19 protein-coding genes are annotated in these 20,275 nt (G+C 56.4%); 1 reads left to right on the plus strand and 18 read right to left on the minus strand.

What is annotated here, in order from left to right; genetic code table 11:
- The 18 genes from HMPREF2527_RS00680 to HMPREF2527_RS00770 form a co-directional block, all read right to left on the minus strand.
- The coding region (locus HMPREF2527_RS00680; protein ID WP_141744419.1) for a hypothetical protein at positions 1–271 on the minus strand (271 nt) is incomplete at its 3' end.
- Positions 272–881: 610 nt separating this feature from the next.
- Positions 882–1,727 (minus strand): AcrVA2 family anti-CRISPR protein, encoded by an 846-nt coding sequence (locus HMPREF2527_RS09810; RefSeq protein WP_210390342.1) that lies wholly within the window; start codon positions 1,725–1,727, stop codon positions 882–884.
- A 262-nt stretch (positions 1,728–1,989) separates the two neighbouring features.
- Positions 1,990–3,048 carry a hypothetical protein gene (locus HMPREF2527_RS00695; RefSeq protein ID WP_070505657.1) on the minus strand — a complete coding sequence of 353 codons (1,059 nt, stop codon included), beginning with the start codon at positions 3,046–3,048 and terminating at the stop codon, positions 1,990–1,992.
- Positions 3,049–3,271: 223 nt separating this feature from the next.
- Entirely contained in the window at positions 3,272–3,883 is a 612-nt protein-coding gene (locus HMPREF2527_RS00700; RefSeq protein WP_070505659.1) for a hypothetical protein, read from the minus strand.
- 258 nt (positions 3,884–4,141) lie between these two features.
- Complete coding sequence (locus HMPREF2527_RS00705; protein ID WP_141744420.1) at positions 4,142–5,206, minus strand: hypothetical protein; 1,065 nt, start codon at positions 5,204–5,206, stop codon at positions 4,142–4,144.
- Between the two features lie 164 nt (positions 5,207–5,370).
- The gene (locus HMPREF2527_RS00710; RefSeq protein ID WP_141744421.1) at positions 5,371–6,090 is read right to left on the minus strand and encodes a hypothetical protein; all 720 of its coding nucleotides are present in this window, start codon (positions 6,088–6,090) and stop codon (positions 5,371–5,373) included.
- 169 nt (positions 6,091–6,259) lie between these two features.
- Positions 6,260–7,204, minus strand: coding sequence for a hypothetical protein (locus HMPREF2527_RS00715; RefSeq protein WP_070505665.1), 945 nt, complete (start codon positions 7,202–7,204; stop codon positions 6,260–6,262).
- A 211-nt stretch (positions 7,205–7,415) separates the two neighbouring features.
- A complete protein-coding gene (locus HMPREF2527_RS00720) occupies positions 7,416–8,048 on the minus strand; it encodes a hypothetical protein (protein ID WP_070505667.1) in 633 nt (210 codons plus the stop codon).
- Positions 8,049–8,230: 182 nt separating this feature from the next.
- Positions 8,231–9,253: a hypothetical protein gene (locus HMPREF2527_RS00725; RefSeq protein WP_070505669.1), complete on the minus strand. Its 1,023-nt coding sequence runs from the start codon at positions 9,251–9,253 to the stop codon at positions 8,231–8,233.
- 200 nt (positions 9,254–9,453) lie between these two features.
- Complete coding sequence (locus tag HMPREF2527_RS00730) at positions 9,454–10,008, minus strand: hypothetical protein (protein WP_070505672.1); 555 nt, start codon at positions 10,006–10,008, stop codon at positions 9,454–9,456.
- Positions 10,009–10,313: 305 nt separating this feature from the next.
- Positions 10,314–10,802 carry a hypothetical protein gene (locus HMPREF2527_RS00735; RefSeq protein ID WP_070505674.1) on the minus strand — a complete coding sequence of 163 codons (489 nt, stop codon included), beginning with the start codon at positions 10,800–10,802 and terminating at the stop codon, positions 10,314–10,316.
- Between the two features lie 517 nt (positions 10,803–11,319).
- Positions 11,320–11,820: a hypothetical protein gene (locus HMPREF2527_RS00740; protein WP_141744422.1), complete on the minus strand. Its 501-nt coding sequence runs from the start codon at positions 11,818–11,820 to the stop codon at positions 11,320–11,322.
- 144 nt (positions 11,821–11,964) lie between these two features.
- Positions 11,965–14,070, minus strand: a complete 2,106-nt coding sequence (locus tag HMPREF2527_RS00745; protein ID WP_168161075.1) for a hypothetical protein — start codon at positions 14,068–14,070, stop codon at positions 11,965–11,967.
- Between the two features lie 17 nt (positions 14,071–14,087).
- A complete protein-coding gene (locus HMPREF2527_RS00750; protein ID WP_070505680.1) occupies positions 14,088–16,754 on the minus strand; it encodes an ATP-binding protein in 2,667 nt (888 codons plus the stop codon).
- A gap of 24 nt (positions 16,755–16,778) precedes the next feature.
- On the minus strand, positions 16,779–17,396 hold the full coding sequence (locus HMPREF2527_RS00755; protein ID WP_070505682.1) for a hypothetical protein: 618 nt from the start codon (positions 17,394–17,396) through the stop codon (positions 16,779–16,781).
- A gap of 67 nt (positions 17,397–17,463) precedes the next feature.
- Positions 17,464–17,745: a hypothetical protein gene (locus HMPREF2527_RS00760; protein WP_070505684.1), complete on the minus strand. Its 282-nt coding sequence runs from the start codon at positions 17,743–17,745 to the stop codon at positions 17,464–17,466.
- Positions 17,746–17,785: 40 nt separating this feature from the next.
- The gene (locus tag HMPREF2527_RS00765) at positions 17,786–18,817 is read right to left on the minus strand and encodes a conjugal transfer protein (RefSeq protein WP_070505686.1); all 1,032 of its coding nucleotides are present in this window, start codon (positions 18,815–18,817) and stop codon (positions 17,786–17,788) included.
- The gene (locus HMPREF2527_RS00770) at positions 18,811–19,056 is read right to left on the minus strand and encodes a hypothetical protein (protein WP_049347039.1); all 246 of its coding nucleotides are present in this window, start codon (positions 19,054–19,056) and stop codon (positions 18,811–18,813) included. The genes HMPREF2527_RS00765 and HMPREF2527_RS00770 overlap by 7 nt, the downstream gene beginning before the upstream one ends.
- A 265-nt stretch (positions 19,057–19,321) precedes the next feature.
- Between HMPREF2527_RS00770 and HMPREF2527_RS00775 the strand changes: the two genes are divergently transcribed.
- Positions 19,322–20,038: a hypothetical protein gene (locus HMPREF2527_RS00775; protein WP_070505688.1), complete on the plus strand. Its 717-nt coding sequence runs from the start codon at positions 19,322–19,324 to the stop codon at positions 20,036–20,038.
- Positions 20,039–20,275: the final 237 nt, after the last annotated feature.

A 20,275-nucleotide genomic window follows, 5' to 3' on the forward strand; every position in this document is an offset into this window, starting at 1 on the left:
CCTCTGAAGCGTCCAGACCCAGCAGAGCCGCCATGTCGGAGTCGAACGTGTCATCAGAGCCCATGCCGGTACGCACCAAGGCGTAAAAGCTTTGGAGGATTTCATCAGCACATGATGAGCACGCCATCCCGAATACAGGTGATATTTCCTTCACGGCTTCACGGATACCGTTTCGCACCATCCAGCTATAGAGGCGGGGAACGGGGTAGGTCACCGTCGAACCATCACGGTTCACAACGGGGGCAACAGGGGCGGGGGTCAAAGTGCTCATAGCATCCTCCTTCAAGAGCGAAAGGCTGTCAGTCATCCGTGCCGACAGGGTCATCATCTCGATTTTTCGGCCTCAATTTTCAGGATTTCCCCCGTTTGTCCCTTTCATAAATCCCTCAGAAAAAGGCACAAAAAAGCTGCCCCCTCACCCAAATCAGGGTGAGGGGGCAGCTTCTAAGATATTCCGTGACCGATGGCCGCAAAACAGCTCACACAACACAGCTACAGCACATCACAGATGGGGTTCCCCCTCCATCCGCTGAACCATATGAACCGGGAAGGTAAACGTACCCTCATCATTCTTTTGAGGTTCACCCACCTCAACTACTTCAAAGATCAAATTACCCAAACGGAGGGTAGCCCCCGGGCGGGGACGACCCGGCTTCGTCATGTCCGTATCCGGGTAATTGAAATACATCATCGTTGCATCCATAGTATTTCTCCTTCACAAAATCTAAGATCTACAAACCAACATTCTGACATGTTTATCATCGCCTACGACAGCCCCGCCCATCAGGTAAAAGACCATGTATGTCCCTTTAATAAATAGGTTGAAAAGCTACTCATCCTGCCCCACAGCAGAAGCAGCAACCCCCACCAACCCGAAGCCTCTAACGCCACGTCTTCACCAACGGACGATTCACCAACGGGGCACCCTCCGGACCCTTCACATACGGCATAATCCACTGATGCCGCCTCAACGCACGCCCCTGACCATACGGCACATTCCTCCAATGCCCACGCACCAACACCTGATGACTCAAAGGCGAGCGCTGCCGCTGATCAGCAGGCGCCTCATCCTCCAGTACCGCCGCCGGGGTGCTCTCCTGGATCAGGCGGGAGGTCACCCGTACTGATCGCACCTGGGAATCTGGGTAGATGTCGTAGCGTTTGCCGTGCTTGCGGCGGCTCTTACCCTTCACCTTCTGTGTAGTGGCTTCAGTGATAGAGGAATCGCCCATCAGCAGGAAGGTTGCTTGAAGCAGCAGGGCGGCGCCTTTGAACCCGGCAGCAAACTGCTCTAGCTCGATGACTCGATCTACTTGGTAGTAGTTATCGTCCGTCTTTGGGCTGTAGCTGACGATGACATATACGGTCTGCTGGATACGCAGGAAGCCGATAGCTACCAGGGTGTCGGGGTCTTCGTCATCGTCTGTGGGTAGACCGGCAGAGAAATCTAGGATCTCGATACCGGTGCCCTTCTCGAAGAGAACAAGGGCGCTCGCTCCTTCACCCCACCGGGGTAGGTTGTTGGTGGATTCGATGAGGGGGAAATCTTCAGCTTGGGCGGCGTCAACGGCGATAGCTGCCATCTCGTCGGAGACCCAGAACAGGCTCGTGGGGTTGTTCTGCTGATCTTTGAGCAGGGCGAGCGCGGGGTGTTCAGGGTTGAAGCGTTCGGTGGCTTCGTGGAGGTGTTTTGGGACGTCGTGGACGAGGATTCGTGCTGTGCTCATGAGCGGGTGTTTTCCTTCGATGGTGGGTGGTGGGTGTTTTTCTTTTTAGAATCGCATATGAGGGCCTTGGTGCGGGGGTTCAACGTCGCTTGTCCTTTTCCTAAATTCCTTTCGATTGTCCCCCTTTGTGTGCCCCTCCCCTGGTTTTGGGGATTTTCTCAGCTGCACGGCAGACACTACCCCCCTGTGGGTGACCGGCGGGCGCTCGCCGCCGCCGCGCTGAGCGGGGAGACGGCGAGCGCTCACCCAAGGGGTGTGTGGGTTATGCGGTCTGGGTCAGGTGTGCCTCATACTGTGCCCATGCGTCCATGACGGCGGTATCCTCGATGACCGGGCAGACCCATGCGAAGTTCTGAGCCGCCGCCGCGAGCTTGTCTACCCACCAGCCCTTGAGCTTGTCCTGCATGTGGGAGGTGAGCGGGGCGTAGCGGCTCATCCAGATGCAGAAGGCACGGACGGTAGGAGAGGGCAGGGGGTGCCCGTGGGTGCTCAAAAATGCCTGCATGTCACGGCTCCATTCCTCAAATTCGTGATCGCTGAAGAAGACGGTATCCGTCTGGGTGGAAGGGTAGAGCCTCTGTGCCATGTCCTGCACCTGGGTGATGGCATCTTCCAGGTCGCCGCCTTCCGGGTGTGCAATGTCAAAGAGGGTGACCGGTCCGGGTTCTCGCCCGCCATCCAGCCATGCCTGCACCTGTTCACGTGCCTTGTCGCAATCTTCCATCCAGCCCTCGAAGCCGTTCAGTACCTCCCAGCTGGTCAGCATCGCCTCTTCCTCAATCGCCCAGGAGCGGGTGGTGGTATCGAAACGCTCCAGGAAGAGGTGTTCCACCTTGCCCATTTCCAGGCAGGAGGCGAGCGCCGCCGCCCGGCGGTACCGTTCAAGTATCCGGGCTGAATCGGCATCATCGCAGAGCATGATGCGCGGTACAGAGCCGTCCAGGGTGGCATCGAAGACTTCCTCGCCGCCAAAGACGATGCCTTCGACGTCTTCTTCAATCTCGAAGGCGAAGGCGCACCGGCTCCCCAAGAAAATCCGTGCCCAGCGAGCCGCGATTTCAGCGCCCAGGCTCAGTAGTGCTTCTTGTGCGCGGCTGTGGCACCAATGACGCAGACCGTAGGATGACTGCTCGTACTCGGTGCGGTTATCGGCAATTAGCACCGTTGCTTGGGTGCCTGCCATCGGGTCGTACAGCGGGCTGTTGATTTCGCTTTCCCAGGCACGCCGTGCCTGCATCCTCCACACCGCGCCGGTGCGTTCGTACCTCCATGAGGCACGCACACGCTCGTAATCTACAGAGCCGCAGGTCATCGTTTCCATTGCCCTTATCCTTTCTGTTTCTAGGGGCTAGGTCTACCTCTATCCTCTCCCCCGTAACGGCAGCTATTGAGAAAAGAAGGGGGCTTGTCCCTTTCCTAAATATCTGTCTGGCGGCCCCCTGCAGGGCATCTTCTAGCAGTCATACCTGCACCCCTGATCCCCCCATGAGATAACAATGAGGTGGCCTATCCCGTGGTGCGGGATAGGCCACCTCACTTACGCGCTAGTTCTGCTTGATGTGCCAGGTAATGTGCTTCACCGAATTGAAATGATTGCACCATTCGTGATCGTGTGCTGCACCTTCTTCTTCCAGCCGCTTCTTGAGGCAAAGATAGTAATGCCAATACTCGACCGTCGTGTACGAGTAGCCCTGATCGGAAGGCACCACATGAATCACGCTTCTACTTCTTGCGTTCAAGCCGGTAGGGTCTCCGTCCCATCCTGAAGCGGTCCAGTAGTCCTCATCGGGATGATAGCAAAGGGCCGTTTCGTGACCTTTCCTGGCCCCTTCCACCGTCGAGTAAAGATCAACTCTGGGCTTACGGCGCTGCACATCCTCAAAGGTCGTACCGTGCTTGATCTCGTTGCGGCGAAGGTATTCGTTGTACGTATAGAGGTTGGTATCAATCTTGAGCTTCTGATCTACAGGCTCTACAACCACTGTTTCTTGACGGGCACGGCGGTACTCCTCATTCCGCTTCTTCAGCTTCTTGAACAGCTTTTTTGTCTCCACTTCATCTACAACCATCGAAATGACCAAGACGATAGCACCTACTACGAATGGGCCCAGCATAAAGACCAGCGTTATCAAAGATGAATTGATTCCTTCAGTCATCGTTCAATCCTTTCTCCCAAAAAACATTCACTCCCCCTTGGAAGTTCTGCACACTAGCCGGGTACCTAAAAACTTTCACGGTCTAATCCTTCCAAGCTGTGGGGTATGCCGCTATCTTCCCAACAGATTCAAGGGTCTAACCCATATTCGGGAGTTGATGTCCCACTGCTAAATTACGGGTTTCTGCCATTACCAAAAGGCGCCGGTACACGGAGGGAAGCCCCCCGCCTACCGGCGCCATGAAGGGTTCACCATGTTTTAGTCTTCAATGTCGCCTACGGGTACGAGCGTCACATCCTCGCACTGGAGCAGGCTCATCACCTGCCGGGCACGCAGCGAGGTCATCTGCAACCCTACGTCTCCAAACCATGCCCCGAACCCAAGGTCAACCGGGGCCTGGTCATTGATCTTGGACAGGAACTTCCCGTCTGCACGCTGGATCCCGTAGAGCTGGATGCTGACCTGATGCTGACCGCTGAGCACTTCACCGTAGAAGCCCGGGTAGTCTTCCTTCTGGCTGCTGAGTGCTCCAGTGTCTTCGGTGAAGTAGCCGTTGTCTTCGAGCCAGGAAACCCGGCGGGCAAAGCGTGAGGTATCGGCAATGACGACGTTGTGCGCCCTCAATTCTTCAGCCATCTGCACCAGGCGGCGGTTGAACTGGGTGCGGGAGCGGGCAACCCACGTATCCTTCCGGCGCATGTCGTCAGCATCCTTCACCCCTCGCTCCTTCAGCTCCTGCTGTGCCTCGTAGTGCATGAGGTACCGGAGCGAGGAAATGCTCATCATTTCAGGATCAACCGTGAACTCTGCGTATTCGGGGTACAGACCAACCATGGTAGGGGCAAGCGTATGGGAGCCAATGCGGAAGTCCTTAACAATCTGTGCTTCGTACTTGGCCCGCTCCTGACGATCCGGGATCTTGTCAATATCCCAGGCACGGTAGGTAGACAGGGCCAGCAGCTGCCAGCTCATCTGCTGTGGGGTGAAGGTGCGTAGACGCATCATGATGTTAAACAAGATGCAGTCCTGCTCCTTCTGGCCGCCCTTCTGAGGTACCGGGCGCCTCAACCACACAAACCGGAAAGCATACGTGGGCTCTTCCTCAGGGTTGAGCATGAGGCGGCGGTAGACTTCCTGAGCGAACTTCAGCTGCTCAGCGGCGGTGAATTCAACGACCCATCCCGCCTCCTCCTGGTGGATGTGGGCACCCGCCGCTGCAGGGCGCAACCCGTAGGATGCGTAAAAATCATCCCTGAACTCTCGTGCCTGTTCCAGGGTTCCAAAGACGCGCCGGTACGCGCCCTCCATCTTCTTCTGCATCATATCCTCCTGACGTACTGATCTAAGATGCTTCTAGCATCAGCCACATCAGAGGACCCTGAAACAGTTTCGCCGCTCATGTCCCTTAGCTACATCACAGGCTACAACCGACAAAAAGAGGCACCAGCAGAGGGAAGAACCTCCCCTCTACTGGTGCCCTAAACCCGTTACGACCAGGGATCCTTTCGAGCATACGGGTGATAGGAATACAGCTCAGTCACTCGATCCCAGTCCTCTTCCTCTTCCTTACTCAACCCGCCGCCAAAATCTAGCTTCATCCTATAGTTATGCATAACGTTCCTGGAAGTATCCTCGCTGTCGGTAGCAGGAACCAGCGTCAGACGCTCCTTCTCACCATCCAACCCAAAGGCATACCGGATATACGCGGCTACATTCTCTACCGAATACTCCAAAGGCTCAGGATGCGCCAAAACAAGGCAGTACTTGTCATCCTCGATGATTTCCTGAAGATCTTCCTCACTCAACTCATCGACCCGACCCACACCCGGATATACGTGCAACAGACGAGCACCAGAACCAGCAAGATCCTTAGCCTTAGCAACAAGCATCTCATCTGAGCCCTTCACCTCACCCCAATGCAGGTAGCCGTAAGGGGCATACATATCATCGGCAGGTTCCACGACATTACCCTTTTCGTCGGTCACCAAATCGCCAAATTCATCCATCCATACCGTAGATTCGGGACTGAAATGATTGATAGCGTCATAAGAGCGTGAGCTCTCCGCGCCCACACCATTTGAAGCCCACTCAGCCAGATTCTCCAGATTATCCACAGCCCGGGCAACCACCACCCACTCACCATCAGCCTGCAACACCTCAACGGTGGCCACATAATCCTGATCCGACTGCTGAATCTCTGCACTCATCGCTCTCTCCTTCTCCTTGAATTGATCTTTACCCTTTGAGGGTACGCGCTCGCTATCTAGGGCGCATCCGATTTCGTCATTCTCCCTATCGACCTTGTGATCGGTAGAGGGAAGACCCCGGTAAGGCACTCAGGAATCCTTTGTGCCTTACCGGGGTCCTTTGGGTTCGTTAGCGGGTTTCCATCCGGCGGCTGAGCACAATCTCACGGTCAAGCTCATCCTGACTCAGCGGCCTCACGGAATCTTTGGGCAGCCCGTAGCGGCGCTCCAGCTCAGCAGCAGCCAGTGCGCCCTGGATAGGCAGGTTGCTGGTGATCAACTGGGAGATGCCGATGCGCTGGCTCGGAGACTTCCACATCTGTTCGGGGACATCCAGCAGGTACTCGACGGCGTCGTAGTGCGCTTCGTCGCCGGTGTAGATGTCGCGGAAGCGGTGCCAGGTAGGTTCTTCGTCGTCTTCTGCCTGGGCCCAGACCCACAGGGCTGCTTCAAGTCCTACGCAGACCAGACCGGCGGGGGCGGCTGCTTTCATGATGGGGGTGAAGCTGCAACCGTAGGTTACGGTGCCGTCCTCCTCACAGTAGCCGTAGTCCTGCATCTTCTCTGCCAGGTATTCCTGTGCAGGGATCAGCTTCAGGCTCTGGTCATCGAATACGTAGCGGGCGTAGGCCAGCACGTTCTTGACGGTCAGCTCCAGGGGGCGGGTGTGGAAGGTCAGCTGATCCATCTCTTCCAGATCGTCCTCATCAGCGACTTCCCCCTTCTTCCAGTTGGAATCGAACAGGGCGGTGACGGTGCCTTCTTCCCCGTCCCAGTACTCACCGTCGTCGGTGAACCAGCGGTAGTATGGGCCAGTAATCTGCTGCTTCGTCTCCTCCGAGAAGGCGGTGAATCCAGAATCCTGCAGGTCCTCCATGAAGAGGCGCTGGGAAGGTCTCGGGTCGGTCTCCAGCCAATCCAGGATGTCGCTGAGGGTCTGATACCCATCAATCAGCGACTCCTCCAAGGTGGTGTTTTTCCAGCCATCACGCACCGTGCGAGTCAGCACGTACTGGTCGTCGGTGACGATGTCCTTCTGCAATTCAGCCACGGGGGCCTGATCCATCAGTGCCATGATGGAACCTCTCTTTCTGTCGGGAAGTGGACAATTTTAGGAATCTTCTGTCTGTGTTGTGCTTTCAGTATGGCCTCTAAATCGCCATCCTGCACTCGGTTTGGTCAGTTATGTCCCTTCCATAAATAAGGGGGCGCCACCCCTCCCCCGCCCCTGCTGCTCTCCAAAGACACAAGCAGCAGGGGGCGGGGCGCAACGGTGGAGGCGAGGGCTAAGCAACCACCAAACCGGCATCTGCAAGTCGGAACCCTTCAGGGGCGCACTCGCCGGTCACCTCCTGTTCAAAGGACTCCATCAGATGCCATAGATCCTCGCCGTCGTTGAACTCGCTGTTCGGCATATCCGAAGCCTTCAAACGTACCCAGTCATCTTCCTTCTGCACCTCCAGGGCAACATCTGCCCAGTCGCCGTTGAGAAATTCCAGCAAATCCCGCGCCTGCATCCGGTGCTCATCCTCATTATTGGCGCCAAAGCTTACCCCGCGTACTTCACCCCACGGGGAATCAGCAGCGACAAACCCTACCGCCTGTGCATCCCACAAATCACGCACAACACGGATTGCACACTCCAGCCCACACTCACGGATCACCGAGCGCACGACCTGCACCTGTTCCCTCTCTGCTTTGGTCTTCCACCAGCCCTCCAGGTAGCTATGGGGTTCGCCTTGGAGAGCTACGGCGTACTGTGGTTCCCATGCGGTGCCGTCGATTTCGACAAAGTCGCTAAGTGAGTCGTAGACGTTGACACGGTAGGTGTCTCCCTTCCAGGATCCTGTGGCGATCACGCCGCTTTTGTGGCGTGGGGTGCGTCCGATGGTTTCGGGGGTGAATTCGGGGCGGGACATGGGTTCTTCCTCCTGATGTTTGGTGGTGTTCTGATGCTTCTACTATCCCGATGTTTAGGGCCCTCTACTGAAGTTTTGACAGGTATGTCCCTTTCATAAATAGGGTGGCTGCGGCGGTGCTAGAGAGGGGTAACCCCGCCCTCTAGCACCGCCGCCCGCCCCGGGTCACCCCCCCCCGGCGGCTAGGACTCAGCAGGTACCATCTTCAACACATGAGACCACGGTCCCATCTTCGCCTCATCCATGACCCGGCGTGCCTTCACCCAGGTCATCTTCACCCCTGCACCATCACCAAGCTGTACCCTCCCCTGAGCGACACGCTGAACAGTGCGCCCGCCCTCATCCTGAAGCACGTACAGGTCGGGGTGTACCTTCTTCACACCCGTCAGAACCTCGAAACAGAACCGTGCCACGTCATCACATCCAGGCTCCAGCGGGTTCATGGCGGGGGTGAAGTACCCGCGCTCGCTGAGCCAGCTGACGCGGCGGGCGAAGGGTGAGCTGTCAGGAACTGCGGTGTTTCCGTATGCGAGTTCTTCGCCCAGAAGCAGAAGATGGCGGGCGAAGGATTCACGGGTCGGATAGTTCCAGTCTTCAGTGACCCATTCGCTGTCCGGGTAGCGGTAGGTGAGCGAGAGGGTGTTTTCCTTTTCCTTGATGATGATGCGGCGGTATTGCGGGCTGAGCTTCACTTCTGCGGGGTGCAGGGTGTGGCGGCGCATCCCGTCGTGCAGACACTCCATAAGGACCTGTTCATAGGTGGCACGGGTGGAAGCGTCAGGAATGGATTCCGGACCCTTCCACGCACCGTAGACGTCTGAGACGATGGATTCCCAGCGGAGCCCGCCGGTGTAGAAGTTCTTCCACAAGAAGCCCAGGGCGTAGACGATGCCCTCTCGTTCCATGCCGTTATCGGGGTCGGTGTAGGTCTCACGTGCCCAGAGGAAGCGAATATCTCGCACCTTTTCGGGGTTGGTTGCTCGAACGTCTGTAGAGAGGTCCTTCAGAAGCTGTGCCAGCTGAGCGGAGGTCATCTCGACCGCAAAGCCTTGCCCGTCCTTGATGAGGTGTGCATTCGGGGCGGGTACCTCTGCCTGATACCAGCTGTAGAATTCGTCACGGTATGCCTTAGCTTCTTCCAGGGTGTCGTAGCTACGGCGGTAGACCTTACCGCGTACCGGGTCGGTGTAGTAGGAAGCCTTCATAATGTCAGTCCTTTCATGAGGCGGTGGATACCGGCTAGGGGCGTTTCCCCTTTTGTTCCGGTGATGGTTTCAGTATTCCTGGATTTGGGGCAGCCTTTTTAGGTTTCGCCCTGTTTGTCCCTTTGGTAAATAGGGTGGTTGCAGCGGTGCTAGAGAGAGGGGGTGACCCCTCTCTCTAGTTGCCGCCTGGCTGACCGGGTTTAGCTTTCCATGACGTCACCGATGAGGTAGCCGCATGAGAGGGCGGTGGGTTCCTGGAGGATGAAGCCTTCTCGAATCAGTACGGAGCGTACGTGTGCATCTCCCAGGTCGCCGCGTACGTTCGCCTGGATTCGCTCGATGGGCTGAGAGTATCCGGGGGCGGGGACGGCTTCTAGGATGCTGTCGAAGACGCTACGGGGGTTCAGGGCGTCGGTATCAGCGGTAACCGGGGGCATGGCGGCAATGATGGAACGCAGGTTCACCTCAACACCGAAACGGCGCACCCAGGACAAAACGTAGCCAATCCTCCAGTCGGTGCGTACCGGCACATCATGAAGCTCTTCCAGGCTGAGGATGCCCAGGGTGTAGAGCTTTTCCGCCATGTGGTGAGCGAATCCCTCGACGGTGCACACGGTGGTGGATGCCCCGCCCTCTAAGGGGAAAAGTTCGGCGGCGGAACGCCCGTTCAGGCGGGCGGATGCCACCCAAAGTTTGGGGGCGTGAACCTCAACAGCAAGCAGGTTCTCAAAGGGGTTAGGGGAAGGGGTACGCATGGGGCGTCATTCCTTTCATTCGGTCGTGTTGTTGTGCCTTTATCGTCTCGCTGATTGCCGCCCCGATTTTCTGTTTTTCCCTATTTGTCCCTTTCCTAAATACCCCCTTATGTAGGGGCCTATTAAATAAGGTATGGTCGCACCCAGTGACAGGGCGCAGCCACAAAGCCAGAGGGCAGCTGGAGCCGCCGCATGTGGGGCTGGCAGTCATCTGCTGCGCGTACCAAAAAAGGACCCCTTCAGATCCAAGATCTGAAAGGGCCCTCCTAAACGGTTTATAACTCGTCTTCTACAATACCGCACCCTTAGGTCAGATTCAGAATGGGAATGTCCTGCTTCAGATTGAACTGGTCGATCAGCTTCTTCTCTGCCCGGGTGTACGGCTCAATCAGCGTCAAATCTTCCCCTTCAGCCTCGGCGTACCAGTCCGGCAGGCTCCAGCCTGCACCGTAATATTTCTGCTCGGCGGGGATGCGTTCACCGTCTTCATCAGCACAGGTCAAACGCAGGTAGGGGGTCTGGTCGGTGGATGCAACCGAGGGGCGCACCCATTCGAGCGCCAGGGTCGGATCTTCCAGCACGTTGTGGCGGCTAACGATCTCCCAGAAGTCGATGTCCTCACGAATCGTGAAGCCACGGCGGTTCAGCAGCAGGTGACCGTCTGCATCGTATTCTTCGTTCCATTCACTGATTTCTTCGGCGATGCCGTCGTAGTCGTAGAACCCTTCCGAGGTGGACAGGGCATCTGCGACGTAGGCTTCAACGTCCGAGATCTTGGTGTAAAGGGTGGTCATGGTGGGCCTCCTTAGGGCTACACGGGGTACGTGTCGTGTTGTTATGCCCCTTACTGTAGGCTCCCGGCGCCAGCTGCCACGGATGAATTGTAGGTCTTGTCCCTTTCCTAAATTAGGATGAAGCATCGCCAACACCCCGCCCTGCCCTCTTGTCCCCTGCAGCCACCCGCCGGTACACTGAAAACCACATGTCGGCAAAGACATATCTTAGGAATCTTCAATCCGGCTAGAGCCCACGAAAGCTCTAGCCGGATTCCTTTACCCCCGCCCCCCCTCAGCCACGATCTGCTCACACACCCAGAGGGGACATTTGATACCCAATACCCGGCAATCCCACCCCGGGGGGGATATTTAGTACCCAATACCCCCGCACACCATATATATAAGGACAACCCCCTAATAGAAAAAGGCCCTGCAGCTAAAGCTGCAGAGCCATCACACACCCTCTAGGGCACAAAAAGAGGCGGCGCACCATGACCCTCACCAGGACACATGGCACGCCACCACAACCACACGACTACGACAGTTTGATTTTCTGTCCGTCGTTACCCAAAGTGTACATCGAAGCACGCGCTTCTGAACAACCCTGCACCTCCCGCACACCCACCAGAGACGCAAACTTCGTCGGCGCACTCTTACACGCCCGCACCGTCACCGTACCGCTGGCATCATCAATCGAAATACTACCGGTCATACCCAAAGAGCTCAGAGCCGCATTCCCCTCAGAAATCATGCGGCCCCGATCCACATTCCCATAATCAGCAGCACCAGCCGCCGTCGCAATACGAGCCACCGACTGAGCCGCACCCGTAGCCTGCGACTGCGCCGAATTCTTCTGACCCATATCCACCAGCAAAACACCCATCGCAAACAAGAAAACCGGCACCAACACCAGCACCATCACCGCCTGAGACGCACCCTCCTCACCACGATCACGAACCTTACCCACGGCAGCACTCAGCAGCGCTCGCAGGGATCGGCAGAGGGGGAAGTTTTTAGGGGTGTTGATAGAGCTCATGGTGGTCTCCAAGGTGTAGGTGGTGGTTGTATTGTCTAGTATATCTCTTTAGTACACATATACGAAGGGGGTAAAGAGAAGCAGGCCCGGCAGTTACCTGCCAGACCCGCATCCTCACTCAGGATTCACAGAAGGGGGAACCTCTTAGTCCTTCTTCTCATCCTCCTTCTTCTTTTTCCTTTTCTTCTTCTTCTCCTTTTTCTTCTGTTCCTTCTGCTCGCGCTGCTCTTGCTCTTCCTGTTCCTTCTGCTCGCGCTCGGCCTGTTCTTCCTGATCCTTGCGCCTGCGCAGCTCCTCCTCAGACTGGCCCAGTCGGTCGTAGATCGAGAACGTGGGGTAGGCGTATTCGCTCTCCACCTTGCGCATGCGATGCTGACCCCTGTGCTGCATGGCAGCACCGGTAAGACGCATACCAATGCCGGGAGCGAGACCGCCGGGAACCAGAGCAACCGCCGTACCCGCAAACTTCAGTGCGCGGCCCTTTCGGCTCAAATTCCTAGCCGAACGGTAGTGCTTCTTCGTTGCCGGTCCCATGTATTGGCGCATTGCCGCATGGTTCTGAGGAACGCCCGAATCAGCGTATGCTGGCTGCCGCTTTGCCCTGAAGGAGTTAATCGGAGCCAAAAGCTTCGACCCAGCAGCACCTGCAGCTGACCTGGCGCCGCCCATGGTGGAAACCGCACCACCGGCACCAGGACCAGAACCGCCGCCGATACTTGATGTAGAGACAGCATGAGGAGACAGTGCAGAAGGCACGTTCGTAAAACGCACCGGAGCTCCCGCGCCCGATGAGCCCTTCAAGCCCATGCGGGACAAACGCTCTGCCAGACCGCTACCGTCGAAGTTGCGATCGCGGAAGAATTCCCAGCTCTTTTTCGCAAGGATGAAGATCAGCGTAGCCATGACGATGCTGCGCAAAAGGGGTGCCCATTTCGCCGTCGCATCGTAGAACTGCTCCAGAATATACAAGTACAAGATGAGCACGCCGATGAGTACGCCAACCTTCAAGCAGGAGAAGAAGGTACCTATGGCGCGGTCGAAAAATTTCCTCCTGTCGACCGCCGGCAGCATGGCGTACCAAGCGTAGACCGTGGTGAGGACAGCATTCACACACGCATCGAACACTGTCTTAAAAATGAGGACGATGAAGACCGCAACCAAAAACAGTGGAGCTAATGCACTCAGCGTGTAGGACAGCAGGTCTCCAGCACGGTAGAGGTCTGGGTTATCGACCCATTTTTTCGTGTCGCTACACCCGCTAGAGCCGGTGATGGCGTCTCGACGTTCATTGCTGGAGGTGTCCTTGTAGTCCTTTTCTCGGACCATGTTGTTGAAGTCGGTCTTACACTTGCTATCCAGGTTCTGACCGAAAGCGACCAGCTGGTAGGGTTCGCGCACCAGCACCGATACCAGCGAGCGGGTAATGATGTCCTGAGGCTTCTGATTCGTTAGACCCTGCCCCATGCCGCTGGCTTCGACCTGTTGCTGCTTCTTATCGTGCAGATAAATTTCAGAGGCGACGTCCGAGGCCCACGTGGTGGAGTTCAGCAGCCAGCCGGTTTGCTGAGTACCGTCAGGGCCTTTGTGGTCACGCAGCTGGGCGGTCGGATTGGCCAGGGCAGATCCTGAAATGAGTGAGACAATCCCTAAGATGATCGACAGCTCTGCCAGCGCTGCGCCACGGCGACGCATCATGAAGAACGCAACGCTAAAGGCAGCGGCTGCCAGGGTGAGAATCAGCGGATGAATGTGCATGCGCTCCATCAAGGGTGACACCTGGGCACCAATGAACATGAACGGTGAGAGCAACCAGTCCAGCCACTCGAAGGACAGCACGTAGTGCAGAATAGCTAGGGACAGGCTGACAATGCGGTAGTGCACACCCCACATGAAGTCCAAGATGTTTCCGATGATCGTCTTGTTGTAGGTGAAAGCATCACCACGATCCAAAGGCAACGTAGAGTAGCGGTTAATCTCGATACCCTCTTTATCCTTCAGGTTCGAGGTATCCAGAAACATGGTGAAAGCATCTCCACCGCCGCTATTTTCCTTCCCCTCATCGGCATGCACTACCGGGTCCGTGACGGCTGCCAGGATTAGATACAGGCCCATGACCTTCAGCGCCAAAGCAGTGCGCGGGTGGCGCGCAGCAAAGAGGCACCACCACTGTATTAGAACAGCGGTAGGGCTCTGATACTGCTTCAAAAATGAAAGAATCATGAGTAAGTTCCAATCAATAAAACGGTCCACATACGGGGACCTACATGCTAGACCCCGACCAGCACCCCTGCTCCAGAGCGGTGCATGCTCTGCTGCTGCTCTGCTGCCTGGTTTTTCTTCGGAGGGGTCGTCAGCGTCGCCTTGCGGGTCTTCGGATCCAGCGGCAGCTGAATCTTGATCTTGCCGATACGCGATTCAATGTCTCGGTAGACGCATTCACCGCGTCGATCCGGCCTTTTCTTCGGGGACAACTCAGCCAACAACTCGCGGTATTCGGCCACGTCGTAGCCTTCCTGAAGCCATGACAGGTTCACATTCGCCAACTTCGCATCACGAGTACGGAACAAGAAACGGTGTGGAATTAGACCCTGAATCACCTCGGTACCGAAATCTCGTGCAGAGTGCGAGCCCAAACCAATCGCTGCCTTATGCTTACGGCCACGGCGGATCATCTCTTCAACACGGTGACAAGCTTCCGGGGAAGCAGTCAGGTGTGCCGCCTCATCCACCAAGAACAATGAGTCACGGCGCGCATCACGAGTAGCTGCCGTATATGCACTCGCCGCAATATGACCGTAGGTCATGTACGCAATCTTCTTCGTCAAGGTCATCTGCTGACGCATTTCAGCGGTCGACAAATCACTCTCAGACGGCAAATCAAGACCGTGCGTTGCAAAGATAATCGCAGAAGCATCCATATCCAGTAGCGGAAGCGAGTCATCGAACAAGTAGCCAAGGAAGCTACTATCGGAAACCGTATCGAGCATCAACGCCGCATTCTTTGCTTCCTGCATCAAATGCTCAGGCACTCCCCTACCGGTAGCCAACGCCTGATGCAACTTCGACACCGAGGTAATCTCATGGAAATAGGGGTTATGCTCCTTATTGAGCAAACGACTGATAATCAGACCCACAGGGCTCGTAGAGTCCATAGCAAACAGCATCGAAAACAGGTCCAGCACCTGCTTCTTGCCGTCATTCTTGACCCTCTTGACCTGCTTCCGGATTTCCTTTTCACTCTCGCCCATCTCACGTAGAACACGCTCCACTACCTCAGCGGCAGCAGCAGTCATACGCAGAGGGTCCAGCGAATATCGGGGATCCTCAAACTCCATAATCACCGTATCGGTCATTGCCTTAGCCAGAGCAGCCCACTCCATATTGTCGGAGTTATCCACCGCCAGCACCTGACCACCACGATTAATCGTGTGGGCAGCCACCGTCTTCAAGAAAGCGGACTTACCTGAACCCAGCTCACCGACCGCACCGAAGGAACCGGACATATCATCTTCAGCGTTCGCGCCAGGATCCATATAGACCGGCGTATTACGGCCAGATGACAGATTCTCAGCAATCAAGAAGCCCTGGTCTTCACCCAGCTGGGTCTCCACCAACGGAACACCGATACTGAAATTGAAGCCAGTAGTCACCTGAGTCAGCTCATTGGAAATAGTGGAAGCAACCGTGCCCGGAAGCATATCCCACCACAAACTGCGCTGATCTCCCACCGGAGCATCCAACAAAAACTCGTAACCGGCATAGTAGTCCTGTACCATCAGAGCCTTCTTCTCCACCAGCTCAGGAGAATCACCACTGACCGAAAAAATCAGCGACGCATTCACCTTCACCTCACGGTCAGAAGCATTCAGACTCTCCACAAACTCTTCCAGCAACTTCGTAGACTGATCCAGCTTCGACAAACCGCCAGAAATCACCCTACCGTCGCCGTCACGCTGCAGGTACTGGTCCGCGATATTCTTCTCACTGGCCTTACTGTCTCGGGCCGCCTGAGTCTTCGACTGCACATTAATACGCAGCACAAACTCGCAGTCCACCGGCAGACGATTAATAACCTCCAAAAACTCACCACCAGGGAACGTGAAACCACCAATGGGAGTAGAGGACATAATCATCTGAGTCTGATAGGTCGGGAATGAGTCAGGATGCTCCACCTTCAAATAGCGACGCTTGAACGCCTCAACACGAGCAGCAGAACCTTCAAAATCAGACATACCGCCCTCATCCAGCAAAGGCTCCGGCAACGACCGCAAATTAGTCCACGAATCCGCACGATTCGTCGAGTCAATCTCGGCATCCGACGGGTACGGCGCCTCATTACCGATACCGCGCATCTGAGCATGATCCCAAATCCACTGGATCGCCTTCATGGATACCGGCACCGGATTGAACACAGCAGGAATGCGTATCGACAGCTCACGGGCACGACGCTTCCACCGAATAAACATGTCTTCCGAAGGGGTAGTGACCGGCAAACCCAGATGAGACTGAATCGGCTGATGAGCCGCCCACGCCGCATCCTTGAACCGATTAATCGGCTGAGACCACGTCGAGAGCGGAATCGTGATGAAGTACAAGCGCTCGCCAGAGGGCATACGCTCCAGCTTTTTCAAGGTGAGCTTCGCTTCGTTCTCCCAGCCGGGGTGCTCAGACAAATCAATACCATCCACCATGGACTCGTAGATACTGACCGGATCAGTATCAGCCACAAAAGAGTAGATGGTGTATTCACCGCGCAGACCCTGAAAGAGGCTCTGATGTGCAGCACGGGCGGCTACCTTATCGTCGGTCAGAGCGTATCCGTAAGGCATACCAGTGAGTGCAAAGATCGCGTGTGCGACACCGTGCTGGGTGACGAAAATATTCTCTCGACCCCACAGAAGGGGGTTCTTACGAGTGGACGGTGAACCTGCCATGGTGTTTCTCTTCTCTGTGCGTCGTTAAGGGGTGTTTTTTCGGGCGGCGAGAATGCTCTCTAGCGTGGATTTGCGGACAGCACCTTGGCCTGTAGCCTGTGGTGCAGCCGCACCAGAAGTGGTACGGGAAGTAGTGGTGATTGGATGTGCGGGTACGCGGGCTCCGTGTGAAGCATCCAGTTGCTGCAGCGCTCGCATCTTCTCTTGCCGCTTCTTTTCAGCAAGCTCACGGCATTGCTGCTCCGTTTTAAACGGGCGGCGCAACTTCGGCTGCTGAATCTTGAAAGGGGAACCCCGGTAGAAGCCAGTTTTCGACGTGGTCGTTGCCGATGCCGCCGAAGTTATAACGTTCAGCATGTTGCGGCGGCTTTCTGGGAGTCGACCCGTCAAATAGGCAACCCCCCATGCGCCAAAGATAACCAAGATGGCATCAGTGAAAATGAGTCCGGTGGAGAAGAACCAGGCAAACGCCTGCCACAACACCAACAACGCAATACCACCGGCAACAAGCTGTGGAACCGTGTACGGGCCACCCCACAGGCGGGTGCCATCAATGAGGCGACCAACCATCAGCGGGATCTTCATCGCACGGGTGAAGAACTTGCCGACGACCAAATCATCATCATCATCATGATTCTTCATCAGATGCGCTCGCTTTCTTCAAGAGGTGGGGTGTGGGTGTTGTGGCAGGCGTAGTGGGTGCGCCTTTTTAGGCGCCGCCCTTGGTGAAGGTGTCGAACCAGCCTGCGATGGTGACGATGCCGTTCATCATGACCAGCCACCAGATGACAGCGGCGACAGCACCGGCGCCAATGGCCTTAGGGATGGTGAAGCCGTTCTTGAAAACCATGTAGCCAACGAAGCCGATAGCGACGGTGGTAATCACGGCCTTGATTGCAACGTCGGCCTTAGCTGTGGTGGTAGAGACCCAGCTGAAGAAGTCGGCTGCACCTAGAGGCAGGTTTGCAAGGGCTAGGGTGAACAGTTCCATGTTTTTTCCTTTCTTTCAGGACAAGTAATTGTGGGTGTGGTTAGGAAATTTTCGGGGTCGTATCAATGCTTTTGACCTCCCACCTCCCTGCACGGGAAGCCATGGTCAAAAAGTAGGTGGACGTCTGAGAGGAAGCGCCTTGATCAAGCTGGGCCGTCACTAGCACCTGAACCTCGGTACCGTCCTTAACCGCCGTCTTAGCGGACATCTCATCGGTGGCGTTGAGGTTCTGCACCAGCACCTTCGAGTAGGGGGCCGGGGTAACTGCCGTGATGGTGCTACCCGGTGCGGTGTATCGGCTGACTTCACCGGAGCCTGCCAGGTAGGCGGTCAAGAATTCTTGTACCGCTGCCCGAGCTGCCGGGTCGCCAACCTGCTTCGGGTACTCGAAGGTGGTATCTGCCGCCAGGTTCCCGGGGGCTGCAATCGGGGCAGGAAGACCCACCACCGACAGAGTCCCAGTGGAGGTATCCGTCCGAAGTACAACCTGCCACCAGCGCTGAACCCACATGCTCTTGGGTTCCTCACCCTTCACAGCAGAGGCCATGGTGGTCTTCACATCCCCGGTCACACGCACGGTGACCAGGTCACCGGACTTCGTGAAGCCGGCAGCACGTAGACCGCGTACCTCCGTCGGAGTCTGAGAGTTCACCGGCACGTTCACGTAGGTATCCAACGTGGTGTGCTCGGTATTCGTTGCCTCCAACCACGCCTGAACATAACCGACAGCCTTCGCCTCAGCACTGGTGTCAGTAATATTCAGCTCCGAAACCGCTGCAGGGCGAGAAGCCTGCGCAGACTCCTGAGCTTCAGAAGCTGCGCCCATTGCCGAGCACGCCATGAACAACGCCAGGCACACCGACCCGTACGCAGCCCCCATGATGCCGTAGGTCAAAAACCTACTCGCAGCAGTACCCCCCACCGGGGGATCCAAAGGAGTACCCTCCGAATCGCCTTTCGCCTTCTTCTTGCCAAACAGATCAGCCAAGCCCCTCTTCTTCGGGGCCTGTTCCAGCTGCTGATCCTGCTCATCCACATCAGGCTGATTGCGACGCAAAAGGTTCTTTAGCACTCTGACACCTCCTCACCCTCAGACTCTGTCTCATCAGCACCATTCATCACGCGCCGAGCCGCCGCATTAATCTGCTTCAACTCCTTGCTGACCAGAAAATCAGCAGCAGCTCGCTGCGCCGACTCACTAAACGGCTGATCCAGCAGACCGATGATGTGCGCAATCAACACATCCTCACCAGCAGTCATCGCCGACAAATCATCCAAACTGCGGGTCAAAGCGTCATCCGATGTGCGCATCAATCAGGTCCTAACTCAACAAGGGGGCGGAAAAATCTAACGTTCACACCAATAAAGGCACCCTGTAATCCCCCTCAAACCTCACCAACCCCCCAAAAAAATAAAAAAAATTTAAAAACCCCACCGACAAGGCGAAACACCCACCAACACCAGAACCGCATACAGACACCACCCACCGGCGCACCCAGCCAGAACTACAGACCCGATTTTGCCTACTAGAGGAAAGGAAACACCCCACACACCACACCTCACCGAGGAGACCACCATGACCACCCCCCTGATGAACACCACCACCATCATCGACACCCTCAACCGAGACTGGACCACCACCAGCGGCCAGATGGTCCTCTTCCAGGACGCACCCATGCTCGCCGCCGACGTCCTGCACCTGCTGCTCACCACCGCACCCGGCCCCGCACAAGACGCCATCTGGCACGAAGCCATCACCCGCGCACTCACCGGCGACACCACCATGGAACGCATCCTCACCCAATCCACCATCCCCTGGATCCTGCGCCTCAGCCGCCAAAACGCCATCATGCAAATCCTCACCCACCGAGGCGAAGCCGAAGACGCCTTCAGCATCCTGGCAGGCGCAGCCCTCGAAGCCATCCGCAAATACCCCACCCACCGCACCGAAAAAGTACGCGGCACCCTCTTCTACCGCCTCCTGCGCATCGTCACCCGACTCAAGGACGCCTACACCCACCCCATCGACACCGAAGACACCACCAGCACCCACACCCCCCTCACCTTCACCGACACCACCACCAACCGCACCGCCGCCACCGAAGCCGTAGACCGCCTCCTCGGCGACGCCGTCAACGCAGGCACCATCACCGCCAAAGAATCCGACCTGCTCATCGCCTACTACACCGACGCCGCCGCGCTCGCGCAGCGTGAGGGTTGCTCTACTAAGGCTCTGGAGTGCCGTGTGCGTCGTCTGCGTAATCGTGTGCGTGACGGCTTGAATCTGGCCTAAAGCCAAAGGCACGGGTGGTTTTTCTGGGTGTGTGGTTTCCCAGGCACAAAAAAGATGCACATAACAAAGATTATGTTCTTTGTTATGTGCATCTTTTTTATGTGTCCAACCAATACAAGAGGGGCAGCCCAGCAATCACGCCGAACTACCCCTCATACGCATCACTTCACGTTGACCGCGTACCCGTTCTGCACACGAATCATCTGCGTACCATCCATCGGCTCCTCATGAATCAAC

Origin of the sequence: Rothia sp. HMSC071B01, from assembly GCF_001808945.1 — a bacterium.
Lineage (GTDB): Bacteria > Actinomycetota > Actinomycetes > Actinomycetales > Micrococcaceae > Rothia.